Below are 18,617 nucleotides of genomic sequence, written 5' to 3' on the forward strand. Positions count from 1 at the left end.
GTCCTAGAGTGTCTGACGTGGACACCCTGACGCTCGTGATCATCGTGGGTCTGCTGGGCCTGATGCTCGGCATGGCCTGCATGTACGCGTTCCGCGTCAGCGAGCGTGAGAGGGCCGCAGGGATCGACGTCGACGAGCCCGCCATCCCGGCCGGCGCGGCCGAGGTCCTGGCGTCGCTCGGGCTGGCGTACATCGTGGTCGACACCGTCGACGGCGTCGTGCGGGCGAACCCGGCGGCCTACGCCTTCGGCCTGGTGCGCGGGCACACCCTGATCCACCGCGAGCTGCTGGAGCTGACCCGCCGGGTGCGGGCCGACGGCGTCATCATCGACCGAGACTTCCAGCTGCCCCGCGGCCTGCAGGAGGACACCAGCATCGTGGTCCACCTGCGGGTGGCCCCGCTGGGCGACGAGTACATCCTGCTGCTGGCCGACGACCGCACCGATCTGACCCGCACCGAAGCCGTCCGGCACGACTTCGTGGCCAACGTCTCCCACGAGCTGAAGACCCCGGTCGGGGCGATCTCTCTGCTCACCGAGACCATCGAGGACGCCGCGGACGACGAGGAGGCCGTCCGACGGTTCGCCCCGCGCCTGCGCAAGGAGTCCCAGCGTCTGGCCTCATTGGTGCAGGACATCATCGAACTCTCCCGCGTGCAGGGGAAGAACGTGGTCCACGCAGGTGAGCCCACCGATCTCAACGACGTCATCCATGAAGCGGTGGACCGTGCGCGGCTGCCCGCCGAGGCCAAGCACATCGAGCTGAGGGTCGGCGGGACCCTGCCCCGTCCGGTCCACGGCGACCACGACCAGCTGACCATGGCGTTCCGGAATCTGGTGGACAACGCCGTGCGCTACTCCCCGGAGCACACGCGGGTCGGGGTGGGCCTCAGCTCCCGCGGGGGAGTGGCGCAGGTGACCATCACCGACCAGGGGATCGGCATCGCGCCGGAGAACCGCGAGCGGGTCTTCGAGCGGTTCTTCCGCGTCGACTCCGCCAGGTCCCGCCAGACCGGGGGCACCGGGCTGGGGCTGAGCATCGTCAAGCATGTCATCACCAACCATGGCGGTGAGGTCCAGCTCTGGTCGCAGGTCGGCCGCGGATCCACCTTCACCGTACGACTGCCGGAGATCGACGAGTCCGTCGTGGCCACCACCGCCGACGGACTGCTCGACCTCCGCGACCTCGACGGCTCCGAGCCGGTGCGTCAGGCCCGGGACATGCGTGAGGCGCGTGAGACCCGCGAGACCGCCGGCGCCGGTGAGTCCGGCGGCGCCCAGACCCGTCGCAATCCCGAACGACGTCATACCCCTGAAGGAGGACACGCGTGACCAGGATCCTGCTCGTCGAGGACGAGGCCTCATTCTCCGAGGCGCTGTCATACACGTTGGAGAAGGAGGGGTATGAGGTCGCTGTGGCCGAGGACGGCTTCACCGCGGTCGAACTCTTCGACGCACACGGTGCCGACCTGGTGCTGCTGGACCTGATGCTGCCGGGCCAGCCCGGCACAGAGGTCTGCCGCCAGATCCGTCAGCGCTCGACAGTGCCGGTGATCATGCTCACCGCCAAGGACTCGGAGATCGACAAGGTCGTCGGACTCGAGCTCGGCGCCGACGACTACGTCACCAAGCCCTACTCCTCGCGGGAGCTGCTGGCCCGGGTCCGTGCGGTGCTGCGCCGCGGCGGCGACGCCGAGCCGCTCGACGACACGTCGGTGGCGGCCGGCCCGGTCCGCATGGACGTGGAGCGGCACACCGTCGAAGTCGGCGGCGACGCCGTGGCCCTGCCGCTGAAGGAGTTCGAGCTCCTGGAGATGCTGCTGCGCAATGCCGGACGGGTGCTCACCCGCGGGCAGCTCATCGACAGGGTCTGGGGGACCGACTACGTCGGAGACACCAAGACCCTGGACGTCCACGTCAAGCGCCTGCGCGCCAAGATCGAGCCCGACCCCTCGCGTCCCCAGCACCTGGTCACCGTCCGCGGCCTCGGCTACAAGTTCGAAGGCTGAGCCGGCGGACGCCTCCGCTAGACTCGCTGAGGATCGTCCTCACCCCCTACGGAGCGCCGTGGGTCCCGCCCGCGGCAGATGAAGGAGTCAGGTGTGACCTCGGAGCACGAGTCCGCTCAGAACCCGGCCGACGCCCCGTCGACGCAGGACGCCCATGGGCGGCGCCCGATCCGTCGCGCTCTGATCTCCGTCTATGACAAGACGGGCCTCGAGGACCTCGCGAGGGGTCTGCACGAGCACGACGTCGAGCTCGTCTCCACCGGCTCGACCGCACGCCGCATCGCCGAGGCCGGGCTGCCGGTGACCGAGGTGGCCGAGGTCACCGGCTTCGCCGAGTGCCTCGACGGGCGGGTCAAGACCCTCCACCCGCGCATCCACGCCGGGATACTGGCCGACCGACGGCGTGGGGACCACACCGCCCAGCTCGAAGAGCTGGAGATCGAGCCCTTCGACCTGGTGGTGTGCAACCTCTACCCCTTCGCCGACACCGTCGCCTCCGGCGCCTCGGAGGACGAGATCGTCGAACAGATCGACATCGGCGGACCCTCCATGGTGCGTGCCGCGGCGAAGAACCACGCGGCCGTGGCCGTGGTCGTCGATCCGCTGCGCTACGCCGAGGTGGTCTCCGCCGCCGGGCGCGGCGGATTCCCACTGAGCACCCGGCGTCGGCTGGCCGCCCTGGCCTTCGCCCACACCGCGTCCTACGACACCGCGGTCGCACGCTGGACGACCCAGCAGTTCGACGACGACTTCGACGCCGCCGCCGTCCCCGAGACCACCCACAGCGGCGGGGAGCGTCCGGTGCAGTTCCCCAAGTTCGCCGGCCTGGCGCTGCAGCGGGTCTCCGCACTGCGCTACGGGGAGAACTCCCACCAGCCTGCGGCGCTCTACGCCGAGCAGCAGGCCTCCCCGGGGGTCGCCCAGGCCGAGACGCTGCACGGCAGGGCCATGAGCTACAACAACTACGTCGACGCCGACGCCGCGGTCCGCACGGCCTTCGACTTCGCCGAGCCGGCGGTGGCCGTCATCAAGCACGCCAACCCGTGCGGTGTGGCCGTCGGCGCAGACGTCGCCGAGGCCCACCGCCGCGCCCACGCCTGCGACCCGCTCTCAGCCTTCGGCGGGGTGGTCGCGGCCAACCGCGCGATCTCCGCCGAGGCCGCGACCGCGATCGCGGAGATCTTCACCGAGGTCGTCGTGGCGCCCGACTTCGAGCCCGAGGCCCTGAAGATCCTCACGCAGAAGAAGAACATCCGCCTCCTGCGCCTCCCGGAGGGCCACCGTCGGGACCGGGTCGAGTACCGGCAGGTCTCCGGAGGGATGCTGCTGCAGGGGTCCGACGCCCTCGACGCCGCCGGTGACGATCCGGCCCGGTGGCGTCTGGCGGCCGGCCCGGCCGCCGACGAGTCGACGTTCGCCGATCTCGCCTTCGCCTGGCGGGCGGTGCGCGCGGTGAAGTCCAATGCGATCCTGCTCGCCCGCGACGGCGCCAGCGTCGGCATCGGCATGGGTCAGGTCAACCGATTGGACTCCTGCCGCCTGGCCGTGGAGCGGGCGGACACGCTCGGCGACGGCGTGGCGCGGGCCCGGGGGTCGGTGGCCGCCTCGGACGCGTTCTTCCCCTTCGCCGACGGACTGCAGAGCCTCATCGCCGCCGGTGTGCGGGCCGTGGTCCAGCCGGGCGGCTCCCAGCGCGACGAGGAGGTCGTCGCCGCGGCGGAGGAGGCCGGTCTCACCATGTACTTCACCGGAGTCCGTCACTTCTTCCACTGATCCCTTCCGCGCCGCCTCGGCGGCTCCGACCCGTGAACGGGGTGATGCCTCATGTCGGTCAGGCTCGATGAGCTCGCCGAGATGATCCGCGACGAGAAGATCGCCGAGCTGCGCGCCGAGCTGCTGGAGATGCCCGTCGGGGAGGTCGTCGACTTCCTCGAACGGCTCGGCGTGCAGGACCGTGCGGTCACCTTCCGCCTGCTCCCCAAGGACGTCGCCGTCGAGGCGTTCGACATGCTGGACCAGGCCCTGCAGTCGGAGATCATCGACGGCCTGAAGGACGCCGACGTCGCGCACTTCTTCGACTCGCTCGAGCCCGACGACCGTGTCCGTCTGATGGACGAGATGCCGGCCTCCGTCGCGCGGAAGATGATGCGTGAGCTGTCCCCGCGCGAGCGCAGCCTGACCAACATCGTCCTGGGCTACCCCTCCGGCACCATCGGCCGTCAGATGAGTCCGGAGTTCGTGGCGATCCCCGAGCACTGGAAGGTCGAGCAGGCGATGGAGAAGATCCGTCGCGCCGGCGACGACGCCGAGACGCTGTACACCCTGCCGGTGGTCGACCGTCAGCGGCTTCTCAAGGGTGTGGTCTCGCTGCGCTCGCTCATCTCGGCGCCCGCCGACGCCCAGGTCATCGATCTCATCGCGGACGCGGACTCGGTGGACGCCGACCACGACGCCGAGGACGCGGCCCGCCTCTGCGCGGACCGCAAGCACCTGGCGATGCCGGTCACCGACAAGGAGCACCGCGTCGTCGGGATCTTCACCGTCGACGACGCCCTGGACATCCTCGAGCGCGCGGAGTCGGAGGACGCGGCGCGTCAGGGCGGTGCCGAGCCGCTGCACCGCCCGTACCTGTCGACCCCGGTGCTGACGATCATGCGTTCGCGCATCGTCTGGCTCTTCGTCCTGGCCATCGGCGCCACCCTGACCGTCCAGGTGCTCGACACCTTCGAGGAGACCCTCGAGTCGGTCATCGTCCTGAGCCTCTTCGTGCCCCTGCTCATCGGCACCGGAGGCAACACCGGCAACCAGGCGGCCACGACGATCACCCGCGCGCTGGCCCTGGGCGACGTCACCCCGCGGGACGTGGTGAAGGTGCTGTGGCGGGAGTTCCGCGTCGGCATCACCCTCGGATCCTGCCTCGGGGTCCTCGGGTTCCTCTTCGCCGGGATCATCTACGGGTGGGACGTGGGTTCGGTCATCGGCCTCACCCTGGTGTCGATCTGTGTGCTCGCGGCCTCGGTGGGCGGCCTCATGCCCCTGGTGGCCAAGAAGCTCGGCGTCGACCCGGCCGTGTTCTCCAACCCGTTCATCGCCACCTTCGTCGACGCCACCGGTCTGATCGTGTACTTCCTGATCGCCCGCGCGGTGCTCGGCATCTGACCTGCACCCGGCCCGCACCTGACCTGACCGGACCGCTCCGGTAGATTTGACGCAAGGAAGTCCGTGACCGAGACCGAGGGAGTCCACACACCGATGACCACGATCATCTATACCCACACCGACGAGGCCCCGATGCTGGCCACCTACTCGTTCAAGCCGATCGTCGAAGCGTTCACCGCCCCGGCCGGCGTCGAGGTCGAGACCCGCGACATCTCCCTGGCCGGGCGGATCGTCTCCCAGTTCCCGGACCGCCTCACCGAGGAGCAGCGGGAGTCCGACGCGCTGGCCGAGCTGGGCGCGCTGGCGAAGGACCCGCAGGCCAACATCATCAAGCTGCCGAACATCTCGGCCTCGGTCCCGCAGCTCAAGGCCGCGATCGCCGAGCTGCAGTCCCAGGGCTACGCCCTGCCGGACTACCCGGAGTCGCCGAGCACCGAGGAGGAGGAGGACGTCCGGGCCCGCTACGACAAGGTCAAGGGTTCGGCGGTGAATCCGGTCCTGCGTGAGGGCAACTCGGACCGCCGCGCACCGGAGTCCGTGAAGGCCTATGTGCGCAAGAACCCCCACCGGATGGGGGAGTGGAGCTCCGACTCCCGCACCGACGTCGCCACCATGGGTGAGCACGACTTCGCCTCGAACGAGCAGTCGGTGGTCATGGAGGGGGAGGAGACGGTCTCGATCCGACTCGTCGGCGCCTCCGGCGAGACCACCGTGCTGAAGGAGTCCATCGCCCTCGAGGACGGTGAGGTGCTCGACGCCACCTTCATGAGCGCCGAGGCGCTGGACGAGTTCCTCGCCGCGCAGGTCGCACGCGCCAAGGAGGAGGACGTCCTGTTCTCCGCCCACCTGAAGGCCACCATGATGAAGGTCTCCGACCCGATCATCTTCGGCCACATCGTGCGGGCCTACTTCCCGAACCTGTTCGAGAAGTACGGCGACCAGCTGGCCGAAGCCGGTCTGTCGGCCGACGACGGCCTGGCCGGGATCCTCAAGGGGGCGGAGGAGCTGGGCGACGAGGTCCACGACGGGATCGTCGCCGAGATCCGCCGTGCCCAGGAGGACGGCCCGCGCCTGTCCATGGTCAACTCCCACAAGGGCATCACCGGGCTGCACGTGCCCTCCGACGTGATCATCGACGCCTCGATGCCGGCGATGATCCGAAACGGCGGACAGCTCTGGGGTCCCTCCGACGAGGAGGACGACACGCTCGCCGTCATCCCGGACTCCTCCTACGCCGGCGTCTACCAGGCCGTCATCGACGACTGCCGGGCCCACGGCGCCTACGATCCGACGACCCTGGGCACGGTGCCCAACGTCGGACTGATGGCCAAGAAGGCCGAGGAGTACGGCTCCCACGACAAGACCTTCCAGATCCCCGAGGACGGCACCGTGCAGGTCGTCGACTCCTCCGGCACGGTGCTCATGGAGCACCAGGTCGAGTCCGGTGACATCTGGCGCGCATGCCAGACCAAGGACGAGCCGATCCGCGACTGGGTCAAGCTGGCGGTCTCCCGCGCCCGGGAGACCGGCGCACCGGCGGTCTTCTGGCTGGACTCGGAGCGCTCCCACGACGCCAACCTGATCGCCAAGGTCGAGACCTACCTGAAGGACCACGACACCGAGGGGCTGGAGCTGCTCATCAAGCCCCCGGTGGAGGCGACGAAGCACGCTGTGGAGCGGATGCGCCGCGGCGAGGACACCATCTCGGTGACCGGAAACGTGCTGCGCGACTACCTCACCGACCTGTTCCCGATCCTGGAGCTCGGCACCTCGGCGAAGATGCTCTCCATCGTGCCGCTGATCAACGGCGGCGGGCTCTTCGAGACCGGTGCCGGCGGCTCCGCGCCGAAGCACGTCCAGCAGCTGGTGGAGGAGGACTACCTGCGGTGGGACTCCCTGGGGGAGTTCTTCGCCCTGGTCCCCTCCCTGGAGAAGTACGCCGAGCAGGCGGAGGCTCCCCGGGCGAAGGTGCTGGCGTCGGCCCTGGACCGCGCGACGGCGACCTTCCTGATGGAGAACCGCTCGCCGGGCCGGAAGCTGGGCAGCATCGACAATCGCGGCTCGCACTTCTACCTCGCGCTCTACTGGGCGCAGGAGCTGGCCGAGCAGAGCGAGGACGCCGACCTGGCCGAGGTCTTCGGTCCGGTGTCGAAGGCGCTGACCGACGGTGAGGAGAAGATCGTCGAGGAGCTGCTGGCCGTGCAGGGTCGGTCGGTCGACATCGGCGGCTACTACCGTCCCGACGACGCCAAGGCCGCCGAGGTCATGCGTCCCTCGGCGACGCTCAACGCGGTCCTGGAGGACCTCAAGCGCTGAACCCCGAGGGCACGCTCGCCCCGCCGCCCCCGCAGGTGTCGTCCACAGTCTCGTGGAGGTCGCCGGCGGGGGCGGCGGTCTGCGTGGTCTCGTAGGATGGTGGCCAGCTCGAGCCGCCGAATACGCCACGGAGGAGATATGACGAACCGCATCCACCTGCTTCCCGACGGGGAGGACAGGCTCGTCGACGGTCTCCTCGCCCAGGGCGCCGAGCTCGTCGGAGTGGACCAGGACCCCACCGGCATCGTGCTGACCAAGATGTTCGCCGACCTGAACCTCGACGACGTCCTGCGCCGCAACCCCCAGGTCGAATGGGTGCAGCTGCCCAGCGCCGGGATCGAGGCCTACTCGGCGACGATGGCCGAGCACCCGCAGATCACCTGGACCTCCGCCAAGGGAGCCTACGCGGCCCCGGTGGGGGAGCACGGACTGGTCCTGACCCTGGCCGCGCTGCGTCACCTCAAGGAGCGCGCCCGGGCCACCAGCTGGGGCGAGGAGGGCGGGATCTCGCTCAACGGCCTGCGCTGCGTCGTCGTCGGGGCCGGAGGGGTGGCCGCCGAGATCGTGCGGCTCTACAAGGCCTTCGACACCCACGTCACCGTCGTCCGCCGCACCGCCGCGCCCCTGGAGGACGCCGATGAGACGGTGACCCGGGACCGTCTCGACGAGGTCCTCGACGGTGCCGACGTGCTCGCCCTCGCCGCCGCGGTCACCGAGGACACCCGGCACATGATCGGGGCCCGACAGCTCGGGCTGCTCAACGAGGGCGCGGTCGTGGCCAACGTCGGCCGCGGAGCCCTGATCGACCAGGACGCGCTGCTGGAGGCCCTGCGCTCGGGTCGGCTGCGCGGTGCCGGGCTCGACGTCACCACACCGGAGCCCCTGCCCGAGGACAGCCCGCTGTGGGCTCAGGAGAACTGCCTGATCACTCCCCACACCGCAGACACCTCGGCGATGGTGATCCCGCTGCTGCGCGAGCGGATCCTCACCAATCACCGGCTTCTCCGCGAGGGGCGCACACCGATCGGCATCGCAGACCCGGCCCACGGCTACTGAGCCCGGACCGTCGACGAGAGGACACACAGTGGCACACATCATCACCGTCCAGGACCGGACGCCGCGCATCGGTGAGGGGGTGTTCCTCGCCCCGACGGCGTCGATCTCCGGAGACGTGGAGCTCGCCGACGGAGCCTCGGCCTTCTACGGCGTCTCGGCCCGCGGCGACACCGACGCCATCCGGGTCGGGGCCGGAACCAACCTGCAGGACAACGTCGTCCTCCACGCCGACGAGGGCGTCCCCTGCACCCTGGGCGTCGGAGTCTCGGTGGGACACGGTGCGGTGGTGCACGGGGCCACCGTCGGTGACGGCTGCCTGATCGGCATGAGCGCCACGGTCATGAACGGCGCCGTCGTCGGGGAGCAGAGCCTCGTGGCGGCGGGGGCGCTGGTGCTCGAAGGCACTGAGATCCCCCCTCGCTCACTGGTCGCCGGCGTGCCGGCCAAGGTGCGCCGGGAGCTCACCGAGGAGGAGGTCGAGGGCCTGCGCCGCAACGCCGAGATCTACCACGGACTCCGCGACGCCCACCGTGACGCCCACCGTGACGCGCACCAGGGCTGACCGTGGGGACGATGAGGGGCATGCCGGAGCTCGGCCGCGGCGGCGCCGCGGCGGGTGCGGTGCTCCTCGCTCCGGCCGTGCTCAGCGGGTGCGTGGCCCTGGACGACCCCGTCTACGGCGACGCGGGACCGCCGCGCTGGGGTCCTGAGGACGTTCCCGACCTGGGCACGATGCTCGACGAGGCGGAGGAGGCCATGTCGGACCGGGAGACCTTCCGGGCCGACGTCGTCGTCGAAGGCGGCGGGGACCTCCAGGAGTGGCAGGATCCCCTGCTGGACGACGCCGCATCGGTGGAGTTCGCCGTCGCCGGTGCGGTCGACGCCTCGGCCTCCGACTGGAGGGTGTCCGTCGACGACGACGAGGTCGTCGAGGCCCGTGTGGTCGACGGATCGAACTACATGAGTCCCTCCACAGTCCTCACGCTGGTCGAGTCCGCTCTGGAGGAGGACCCGCTGACCGACCCCTCCGACGTCGACCTGGGTCAGATCGAGGACGAGCTCGACGGCCGCTGGGTCCAGGACGTCTTCGTCCGATCGACCTTCGACGGGTTCTCCCTGGAGGGACTCGTCGAGGGGGTCCACGAGGAGCTCGACGGAGAGGACCCCTCGGAGATCCCCGGGGAGCTGCGGATGACTGCGGGAGGCTACGTCTATGACTACTCCGGCACAGGCTATGACATCAGCTTCGCGGCGCAGGGGGAGCCGCTGCTGAGCCGAGCCGACTATGATGAGGTCCGACTCGAACTGTCCGGGTGGGACGCGCAGGAGGTCCCCGAGGCTCCGTCGGAGGTCGTCTCCGAATGGGAGCTGGAGGAGATCCTGATGCGCGGCGCCGGCGACAGCTTCGGGGACGGTTTCGGCGATGGGGGCGGCGATCCGTGGGGCGACGAAGAGTCTGTCCCGGCGGGACGCTGAATCGTGGGAGGTGCCCACCACCCCACACGGGTCGGGGAGGAGCGACGATGAGCGATGTGAGACACCGGTCGGGGCAGCGGACGTGTGCCCTCGGACCGTTCGTGCGGCGCGGCGCCCTCTGCCTGGGGCTCGCAGCCCTGCTGCTCAGCGGCTGCGGCCTCTTCGATCCGGAGGAGGAGTCCGGCTCAGATCCCGACGACGGCACGCAGTCGCCCACCGCTGCGGATGACGCCGCCGAAGAGGCCGACGACGACGGGGAGTCGGGTGGCGACGACGCGGACGACGCCGAGGGCGCAGTCGACGGTTCCGAGGCGTCCGAGGACCTCACCGCCGGGCTGGCCGAGGGGGAGGCCCCTGAGCTCGCCGAGATCGAGGACCACCTCTGGGAGACCATGCTCGAGGCCGAGTCGGTGACTATCTCCGGGACCAGCCCGCTGGGGGACTCGCAGCTCGACGACTACTTCGCCGAGGTGGTCGAGGACGTCGACGAGGACACCCCCGCTGAGCTCTCCGTGGCCGGCACCCTGGACGGCAGCGCTTCGGAGTCCCACATCCGCATCGGCGAGGACCTCGATCTGACGGTGATCACCGTCGGCGGCCGCACCTATCTCAAGGGCGAGGACTTCGCCCACATCACCGCCCTGAGCTCGAGCCACGAGAACGCCGAGTTCGTCGACCAGAGCGTCATCGACGAGGTCCTGGCCGGCCGGTGGATCGACCTCGGCTCGGCCGAGGAGATGGCCTCGCTCTCGCCCCAGAGCCTGCTGGAGCAGTGGCGGGACACCCTCTTCGAGGACGTGGAGGACATCACCGGTGAGGCCGAACAGCAGGACGGTGAGGAGGTCTGGGTGTACACCTCGGCCGACGGCGGAACCACCTACGTGGTCTCGGCCGACGACGAGCCGCATCTTGTGGGCGTCGACGACGGAGACACGAGCCTCACCCTCACCGACTGGGACGAGACCGAGCCGGTCGAAGCCCCTGAGGACTCCCTGACCATGGACGAAGTCACCCAGGCACTGATCGACAGTGCGCCGCTGCCGCGTGAAACGGCCGAACCCTGAGATGATGCTGGCGCAGCGGCATCCGTCGCAGGACTCACATCGAGAGGACGACAGGAATATGGAAGCTCAGCACATCAGCATCACCGGCATCGCCAAGGGGGTCGGTCTGCTCGGCGTCGCCGCGCTCGCCCTCACCGCCTGCGGCGAGAGCACCCCGGAGTTCTCCGAGATCGAGGAGGACATGTGGTCGGCCATGGACGAGGCCGAGTCGGTGACCCTCGACGGCGGGGGACTCATCGGTGAGAGCGCACTGGACGAATCCGACGCCGAAGCCGCCCTGGGAGACCTGGGCCTCGAGGAGGGCGACGAGGTCACCGCCGATATCCGGGGGGCCGTGGACGGCTCCGCCGTCGCGATGACCATCACCATGGGCGACTCCATGGAGATCGACGCCGTCCAGGTGGACGAGACCGCCTACACCGAAGCCACGATCATCACCGACGCCATGGAGACCGGCACCCAGGACATGGCCGGTATGGAGTTCGACACGGAGGCGCTGGCCTCAGAGCTGGACGGCAGATGGTTCGAGGCGCCGTCCTCCGGCGAGCCGTTCGAGATCCGCGACTCCTTCGAGGAGATCCGCTCGGACCTGGAGGACCGCACCGATGACCTGGAGGGCACCAACGAGGACCGTGACGGAGTCGAGGCTCATGTCTACAGCAACGGTGAGGAGGGCGACGACGAGGTCGAGATCGTCGTCGCGGCCGACGAGGAGGAGCCGTACATGCTCTCGGTGACCTATGACGGTTCCTCGGCGAACTTCTCGGACTGGAACGACACCGAGCTGCCCGAGGCCCCCTCGGACACCATCGACCAGTCGGACCTGGAGCAGCTGCTGATCGAGCACATGAGCATGTGAGCACCGGTGGGCGTACGGTGGCCGAGACGGGCCTCCGTCGGGGGATGTCGGACGAGGAACGGATGCGGGGGAGCGAGTGATGGACGGATGTCGCAGCGGTGGCCGGGCGGTGAGGGCGGCCGGAGTCGCCGGAGTCGTCGCCCTGGCCCTGACCGGGTGCGTGGACCTGGACGGGGGCGGTTCGGACTCGGAGGAGGACGAAGCCGTCGAGCCCGACCAGGACGCGACGACGGAGGACTCCGAGGACGAGCCTGCGGAGGACGAGCCGACGGAGGACGAGCCGACGGAGGACGAGCCGACGGAGACCGATACCGCCGAGGCCGACGGCGGCGGCGCGGACGGCGAGGTGCCCGAATGGTACGAGGTCAGCGCCGACATGTGGACGACGATGGAGTCCGCCGAGAGCGTCGACATCGACATGACGCTGCCCTTCAGCGGCGAGCAGCACTCCGATGAGGAGTTCCGGCAGGACCTGGACATCGACCCCGGTGATGACATCAGCCAGCGGATCGTCGGCGCCCTCGACGGTCGGGCCGTGTTCGAGGAGAAGGCCGGCTCCAGCGAGACCACCTATCTGCTGCAGGACGACCACCTGCTGGTCTCCGGTGAGGACGACCTCGAAGCCTCGGCCGAGGGCCTGCGGGCGCAGGGAGTCGATCCCGACCAGTTCGCCGACGACCTGGCCGGCCGGTACGTCGACTACTCCGAAGTGGTGCACGCCGAGATCAGCATCGACATGTTCCTGACCGATGTGCGCTCGCTGACGACCAGTGTGGGCTCCGGGCTCGAGGGAGAGGCCGACGAGCGCGACGGCGAGGCAGTCTGGGTCTACTCCGACGGCACCGATGAGCTGGTGGTCCGGGCCGACGAGGACGAGCCGGTGCTGCTGGAGTTCACGGTCGCGCTCGACGACGGGACCGCCGAAGGCACCCTCAGCGACTGGGACTCCGCGGAGATCCCGGATGAGGTCGACGAGTCCGACATCCTCACGCTGGACGAGGCCGTCGAGATCTACTCCCGATGACGGCGCACCGGGGCGTCGGACGTCGTCGGGCGATCCGGGACGTCGCGTCTCGGTAGGCTGGGGAGATCGTCCCACCGTCGTCCCCGCGAGGTAGCCGCATGTCCCGATGGCTCGCCCGCCTCGGCGCGCTCTGCGCCCGGCGCGCCAAGACCGTCGTCGCCCTCTGGCTCGTACTCCTCATCGGTGCCGTCTCCGCCGCGGCGCTGTTCTCGGAGGAGCCGGACGCCGGCTACGAGATCCCCGAGGCCGAGTACGAACAGGTCATGGATCGCCTCGGTGAGGGCATCGAAGAGTTCGACGGCGCAGGCGCGCTGGTCGTGCTGACCTCCGAGGACGATGAGAGCTTCACCTCCGAGCAGCGGGAGGGCGTCTCCGCCCTGACCGATGAGCTGGAGACCCTCGACGAGGTCCGCAGCGCTGAGGATCCCTTCGTCCAGCAGGAGGACATCGACTCCGCCGAGGAGGAGATCTCCGAGGCTCGTGAGGAGTTGGAGAACTCCGCGGCCGAGCTGGAGGACGGGCAGGAACAGCTCGACGCCGGTCGCGAGGAGCTCGAGGAGGCCCAGGACGACCTCGACGCTCAGCAGCAGGAGGTGGATCAGCTCGCCGAGCAGATCGGCGACGATGCGCCCCAGGTCGTCTCCGCCCAGGAGGAGATCGACGCCGGGCAGGACCAGCTCGACGAACAGCGCGAGGAGCTGGACGAGCAGCAGGAGGAGCTCGACGACGGCTGGGCCGAACACGCCGACGGCGTGGAGGAGACCGACCTCGCCGAACGGGAGACCGAACTCGGCGACGGGGCCCGCACCGTCTCCGAGGACGGCACCGCGGCGATGATGAACGTCCAGCTGGTCGACGACGCCTTCACCATCGATGCGGACCAGCAGCAGCGGGTCATCGACGCGGTGGAGGACGGGCTGCCCGACGGCGTCGACGCCGACTTCAGCCTCGAACTCGTCCAGGACGTCTCCGGGATCCTCGGGACCAGTGAGGCGCTCGGCATCGCCTTCGCCGGTCTGGTGCTGCTGATCACTCTGGGCACCGTCGTCGCCGCCGGGCTGCCGGTGCTCCTGGCGATGCTCGGAGTGGGGATCTCGGTGGCGCTGATCTTCGCCCTCTCCGCCGTGGTGGACCTCACCGAGACGGACCCCGTCCTCGCCCTGATGCTGGGTCTGAGCCTCGGCATCGACTACACGCTGCTGCTGCTCTACCGGCATCGACAGAATCTGCTGCAGGGCATGGACGTCCCCGACTCGATCCGGCTGGCCGCGGGAACCGCCGGATCGGCGATCTTCTTCGCCGGGGTGACCAATGTGATCGCCCTGGGCGCGCTCGCCGTCACCGGGATCCCGTTCCTCACCGTGATGGGGCTGGCCGCCTCGCTGGCCGTGACCGTGGTGGTGGCCGCAGTCCTCACCCTGGGTCCCGCCCTGGCCGCGCTGCTCGGTCTGCGCCTGCTGCCGCGCCGACGGCGTCCCGGCAGCCTCATGGCTGAGGACGTCGGATCACCGCTGCCGACTCCCGAGCAGAACCGCCTCACCGCCGCCGAGCGCAGCCGGCTCTCCGAGTCCGCCCAGGAGCGGATCATGGACCGGGGGTGGGGCCGTGTGGTGACCCGCCACCCGTGGGCGGCGATCCTGGTGCCGCTGGTGCTGGTCGGTGCTCTGGCCGTGCCCGCGGCCGATCTGCGGCTGGGACTGCCCGACGGCGGCTCGGAGCCGGAGGGGACCACGGCACAGGTGGCCTACGACGAAGTGCGGGAGTCCTTCGGAGCCGGTGAGAACGGTCCGCTGCTGGCCCTGATCACCCTGCCCGAGGGGCTCGACGACGTCGAGCAGCGTGAGCGGGCACTGGACGTCGCGGAGGACCTGGATGCTCGGGAGAGCGTCGCGCGAGCCGTCCCCGCGGCCTCCGACGAGGCCGGCGAGATGCGCCTGATCCAGATCGTGCCGGAGCACGGGCCGGAGGCCATCGCCACGGCCGATCTGGTGGATCGGCTCCTCGACGAGCGCGGGGCCCTGGCCGATGAGCATGGCCTGGAGTCTGTGGGCCTGACCGGTCAGACGGTGGCCAACATCGAGGTCGCCGACCGGCTGCAGGGCTCCATCCCGCTCTACGTGGGGATCGTCGTGCTGCTGTGCCTGGTGATCCTCATGGCGGTCTTCCGCTCGCTGGTGGCGCCCGCGCTGGCCGCCGCCGGGTACGTGTTCTCGCTGCTGGGCACTCTGGGCGCGGTGGTCATGGTCTTCCAGTGGGGCTGGCTGCAGGACTTCTTCGGGGTCACGGAGCCGGGGCCGGTCCTCGCGTTCCTCCCGATCCTGATCTGCGGCGTGCTCTTCGGCCTGGCCGTGGACTATCAGCTGTTCATCATGTCCGGGGTGAGGGAGGCCTACAGTCGGGGCCGCAGCGCCCGGACGTCGATCCTCAGCGGCATCGCCCAGGGTGGGCCGGTCGTCGTGGCCTGCGGAATCATCATGATCTCGGTGTTCGCCGGGTTCGTCTTCGCGGACCTTGCGATGATCCGCCCCGTCGGCTTCGGACTCGCGGTCGGGGTGCTGATCGAGGCATTCCTGGTGCGTGCCACGCTGATTCCTGCCGTGACGGGACTGTTGGGCGACCGGGCGTGGTACCTGCCGCGCTGGCTCGATCGGATCATCCCCGACGTCGACGTCGAGGGTCGCGCACTGGATGATGCGGCGGACACTGAGTCCGACGGGCCGGAGGGCGCTCGCCGGATCCGCGAGCGGGTTCCCGAGACATCGGCCTGACCAGGGACGATGTAGGATCTGCACGGAGGGCTGTTCAGGTCGTGCTCAGGGAAGCTGTTCAGGGCGCGATTACCTTACGGCAAGCTGAAATTTGGGTAAAAGTTCAGGATGAGACCACCGTCTCAGCTTTTGTTCTGCCTCCTCATCTGATGGTGTGGGGGATAAGGCGTACGGGAGAAGCCCCGGCGTCCCGCGGAAGAACGCTCCTCGGAAGAGGAGTTCTGAGGAGTCTGTATAAGCGATAGTGATGGAGGTATCGATCCCCATGGCCACTACCACGAACCAGAACAGCAAGTTCCGTTCCCTCGCAGCCGTGCTGAGCATCGGTGGCCTGGCACTGTTCGGTGCCACCGCATGTGACGAGGCCGAGGAGCCGATGGAAGACGACGCCGTCGAGGAAGAGAACGGCGCCGAGGAGGAGAACGGCGACGACGCGGCTGAGGATGACGCCGCGGAGGACGACGCCGCTGAGGACGACGAAGAGGATGACATGATGGAGGAGGACGACGAGGAGGAGGAGGGCTGAGCCCCTTCCCCCGTCGCTGAGTCCTCTCAGCATGTGATCAGAGCGGCCCGCACCCGACCGAGAGTCGGGGGCGGGCCGCTCGCCTGTCTGCTGCCCGCACCAGCATCACCCGCCGTCTGAGAGAGCTCCGGCTGCTCCATCCGCCCCCACCCGTCGAGGGAGCAGATCGTGCGGCGACTCGCCGTGGTGCGCCGCGAGGTTCACTCCATCGATGGAGGGAAGGGGTGGGGACGGGCGGGAGAGGTGTGCGCGCACGACGACGGCCCCGTCCCGCCGCCGGCTCTGGGCCGGAGGGGACGGGGCCGCCGTCGTCCGTATGCGGAGATCAGCCGTTCTTGACGGCGTCCTCGATCCGCTGGCCGATCGTGGCGTCCACGTTCTTCCAGTACTGGATCGCGTTGGAGAGCACCGGCTCGCGCACACCGTCGGAGAGTGCGCCGGAGACGGTCTCCACCAGACGGTCGCGCTGGGCGTCGTCGAAGACCTCGCGCACCAGGATGCCGGGCTGGCCGAAGTCGTCGTCGTCGGCGCGCAGGGTGTATGCCTCGCGCACCAGCTGCCCGTCGGTCTCCCAGCCGTTGTCCACCGGACCGGTCTCATCCGACCAGCTCGCGCCCTCGACGGTGTTCGGGGCGTAGACCGGGCGGTCGCCGGTGTGGTCGTACCACATGTTGCCCTCGAAGTTGTACGAGTAGACTTCGTTCTTCGGGCGGTTGACCGGCAGCTGCTGGAAGTTGGTGCCGATGCGGTAGCGGTGGGCGTCGGCGTAGGCGAAGTTGCGCCCCAGCAGCATCTTGTCCGGGGAGTTGCCTGTGCCCGGCACCATGTTCGCCGGCGAGAAGGCGGCCTGCTCGATCTCGCCGAAGAAGTTCTGCGGGTTCCGGTTCAGGGTCAGCGTGCCGACCTTGATGCGCGGGTAGTCCGCCTGCGGCCAGATCTTGGTCAGGTCGAACGGGTTCAGGCGGTAGGTCTTGGCATCCTCGTACGGCATGACCTGCACGTAGAGCGTCCAGGTGGGGTGCTCGCCGCGCTCGATGGCGTCATAGAGGTCGCGCCGGTGGTAGTCGGCGTCGGCGCCGGCCAGCTTCTCGGCCTCCTCGTTGGTCATGGTGTCGAAGCCGGCATCGTTGATGAAGTGGTACTTCACCCAGAACCGCTCGCCGTCGGCGTTGTTCCACTGGTAGGTGTGCGAGCCGTAGCCGTTCATCCGGCGCCAGGAGGACGGCAGGCCGCGGTCACCCATCAGGTAGGTCACCTGGTGGGCCGACTCCGGGTTCTGCGTCCAGAAGTCCCACTGCATGTGGTTGTCGCGCAGGCCGCTGGTCGGCAGGCGCTTCTGCGAGCGGATGAAGTGCGGGAACTTCATGGGGTCGCGCACGAAGAACACCGGGGTGTTGTTGCCCACGACGTCGTGGTTCCCCTCTTCGGTGTAGAACTTCAGTGCGAAGCCGCGCACGTCGCGCCAGGTGTCGGGGGAGCCCAGCTCGCCGGCGACGGTGGAGAAGCGCAGCAGCGTCTCGGTGGTCTTGCCGGGCTGGAACATGTCCGCCTTGGTGTACTGCGAGACGTCCTCGGTGACCTCGAAGGTGCCGAAGGCGCCGGCGCCCTTGGCGTGCGGACGGCGCTCGGGGACGTTCATGCGGTTGAAGTGCGCCAGGGTCTCGACCAGGTGGTGGTCGTGCAGCAGCAGCGGGCCGTCGCTGCCGACGGAGAGCGAGTTGCGGTCGCTCTCGGCGGGGATCCCGGCCTGAGTCGTGGACCCGGTCGCGTGCGGGGTGTTCTCAGCGCTCATGACTGATACCTTTCGTTCGGTTCTCTCGGGTGGTCTTCCGCGCGGCTCGGGGCCGCGGGGTCAGTCGCGTCGGGCCTCGTCCGAGCAGTCGGAGCAGACTCCTCGGAAGACGACGTCGGCGACCTCCACCGACATCGCCAGGTCCGGAGGAGTCTGCAGGCACGGGGCGGCGCCGTGGACGCACTCGACGTCCTCGATCCGCCCGCAGCGGGTGCAGATGGCGTGGTGGTGGTTGTCCTCGGCCCGCGTCTCGTAGCGGGCGGGGGAGCCGGGCGGGTCGAAGCGGCGCAGCAGCTGGTGGGCGGTGAGGTCGTGGAGCACGGTGTAGACCGACTGCACGGTGATCTTCGGGAGCCGTGTGCTCACGGCGGTGTGGATCGCCTCGGCGGGCTGGTGGGGGCGCGCGGCGACGGCGTCGAGGATCGCCAAGCGCTGCCGGGTCACGCGCAGGCCGCGTCCGCGGAGCAGGGTCGACCAGTCGGTCGCCTCCGGCGTCGTCGATGCTGCGGTGCTCACGGGGACCAGTCTGCCTCAGATATGAGCCACTCACAATAACGGCGGATGACGAG

15 protein-coding genes are annotated in these 18,617 nt (G+C 69.5%); 13 read left to right on the forward strand and 2 right to left on the reverse strand.

The window, feature by feature from the left end:
- Positions 1-17 precede the first annotated feature (17 nt).
- The 13 genes from N7E59_RS07840 to N7E59_RS07900 all read left to right on the forward strand — a co-directional run bounded on the left by N7E59_RS07840 (position 18) and on the right by N7E59_RS07900 (position 16,256).
- Positions 18-1,331: a sensor histidine kinase gene (locus N7E59_RS07840; RefSeq protein ID WP_261624373.1), complete on the forward strand. Its 1,314-nt coding sequence runs from the start codon at positions 18-20 to the stop codon at positions 1,329-1,331.
- Positions 1,328-2,008 carry a response regulator transcription factor gene (locus N7E59_RS07845; protein ID WP_261624374.1) on the forward strand — a complete coding sequence of 227 codons (681 nt, stop codon included), beginning with the start codon at positions 1,328-1,330 and terminating at the stop codon, positions 2,006-2,008. The genes N7E59_RS07840 and N7E59_RS07845 overlap by 4 nt, the downstream gene beginning before the upstream one ends.
- 183 nt (positions 2,009-2,191) lie before the next feature.
- Positions 2,192-3,781 (forward strand): bifunctional phosphoribosylaminoimidazolecarboxamide formyltransferase/IMP cyclohydrolase, encoded by a 1,590-nt coding sequence (purH, locus tag N7E59_RS07850; protein ID WP_390905031.1) that lies wholly within the window; start codon positions 2,192-2,194, stop codon positions 3,779-3,781.
- A gap of 51 nt (positions 3,782-3,832) precedes the next feature.
- Entirely contained in the window at positions 3,833-5,167 is a 1,335-nt protein-coding gene (mgtE, locus tag N7E59_RS07855; RefSeq protein WP_261624375.1) for a magnesium transporter, read from the forward strand.
- A 93-nt stretch (positions 5,168-5,260) separates the two neighbouring features.
- Complete coding sequence (locus N7E59_RS07860; protein WP_261624437.1) at positions 5,261-7,483, forward strand: NADP-dependent isocitrate dehydrogenase; 2,223 nt, start codon at positions 5,261-5,263, stop codon at positions 7,481-7,483.
- Positions 7,484-7,621: 138 nt separating this feature from the next.
- The gene (locus N7E59_RS07865) at positions 7,622-8,539 is read left to right on the forward strand and encodes an NAD(P)-dependent oxidoreductase (protein ID WP_261624376.1); all 918 of its coding nucleotides are present in this window, start codon (positions 7,622-7,624) and stop codon (positions 8,537-8,539) included.
- A 28-nt stretch (positions 8,540-8,567) separates the two neighbouring features.
- The gene (locus N7E59_RS07870) at positions 8,568-9,101 is read left to right on the forward strand and encodes a gamma carbonic anhydrase family protein (protein WP_261624377.1); all 534 of its coding nucleotides are present in this window, start codon (positions 8,568-8,570) and stop codon (positions 9,099-9,101) included.
- A 20-nt stretch (positions 9,102-9,121) separates the two neighbouring features.
- Positions 9,122-10,015: a hypothetical protein gene (locus N7E59_RS07875; protein ID WP_261624378.1), complete on the forward strand. Its 894-nt coding sequence runs from the start codon at positions 9,122-9,124 to the stop codon at positions 10,013-10,015.
- Positions 10,016-10,062: 47 nt separating this feature from the next.
- The gene (locus N7E59_RS07880) at positions 10,063-11,079 is read left to right on the forward strand and encodes a hypothetical protein (protein ID WP_261624379.1); all 1,017 of its coding nucleotides are present in this window, start codon (positions 10,063-10,065) and stop codon (positions 11,077-11,079) included.
- A 58-nt stretch (positions 11,080-11,137) separates the two neighbouring features.
- A complete protein-coding gene (locus tag N7E59_RS07885) occupies positions 11,138-11,938 on the forward strand; it encodes a hypothetical protein (RefSeq protein WP_261624380.1) in 801 nt (266 codons plus the stop codon).
- A 79-nt stretch (positions 11,939-12,017) separates the two neighbouring features.
- Positions 12,018-12,962: a hypothetical protein gene (locus N7E59_RS07890; RefSeq protein ID WP_261624381.1), complete on the forward strand. Its 945-nt coding sequence runs from the start codon at positions 12,018-12,020 to the stop codon at positions 12,960-12,962.
- 98 nt (positions 12,963-13,060) lie between these two features.
- Positions 13,061-15,730, forward strand: coding sequence for an MMPL family transporter (locus N7E59_RS07895; RefSeq protein WP_261624382.1), 2,670 nt, complete (start codon positions 13,061-13,063; stop codon positions 15,728-15,730).
- Positions 15,731-15,995: 265 nt separating this feature from the next.
- On the forward strand, positions 15,996-16,256 hold the full coding sequence (locus tag N7E59_RS07900) for a hypothetical protein (protein WP_261624383.1): 261 nt from the start codon (positions 15,996-15,998) through the stop codon (positions 16,254-16,256).
- Between the two features lie 325 nt (positions 16,257-16,581).
- On the opposite strand, the gene N7E59_RS07905 is transcribed toward N7E59_RS07900, so the two are convergent.
- Both N7E59_RS07905 and N7E59_RS07910 read right to left on the reverse strand, forming a co-directional pair.
- A complete protein-coding gene (locus tag N7E59_RS07905) occupies positions 16,582-18,048 on the reverse strand; it encodes a catalase (protein WP_261624384.1) in 1,467 nt (488 codons plus the stop codon).
- Between the two features lie 60 nt (positions 18,049-18,108).
- A complete protein-coding gene (locus N7E59_RS07910) occupies positions 18,109-18,564 on the reverse strand; it encodes a Fur family transcriptional regulator (RefSeq protein WP_315943003.1) in 456 nt (151 codons plus the stop codon).
- Between the last annotated feature and the right edge of the window lie 53 nt (positions 18,565-18,617).

The sequence above is a fragment of the Nesterenkonia marinintestina genome (assembly GCF_025420485.1).
Lineage (GTDB): Bacteria > Actinomycetota > Actinomycetes > Actinomycetales > Micrococcaceae > Nesterenkonia > Nesterenkonia marinintestina.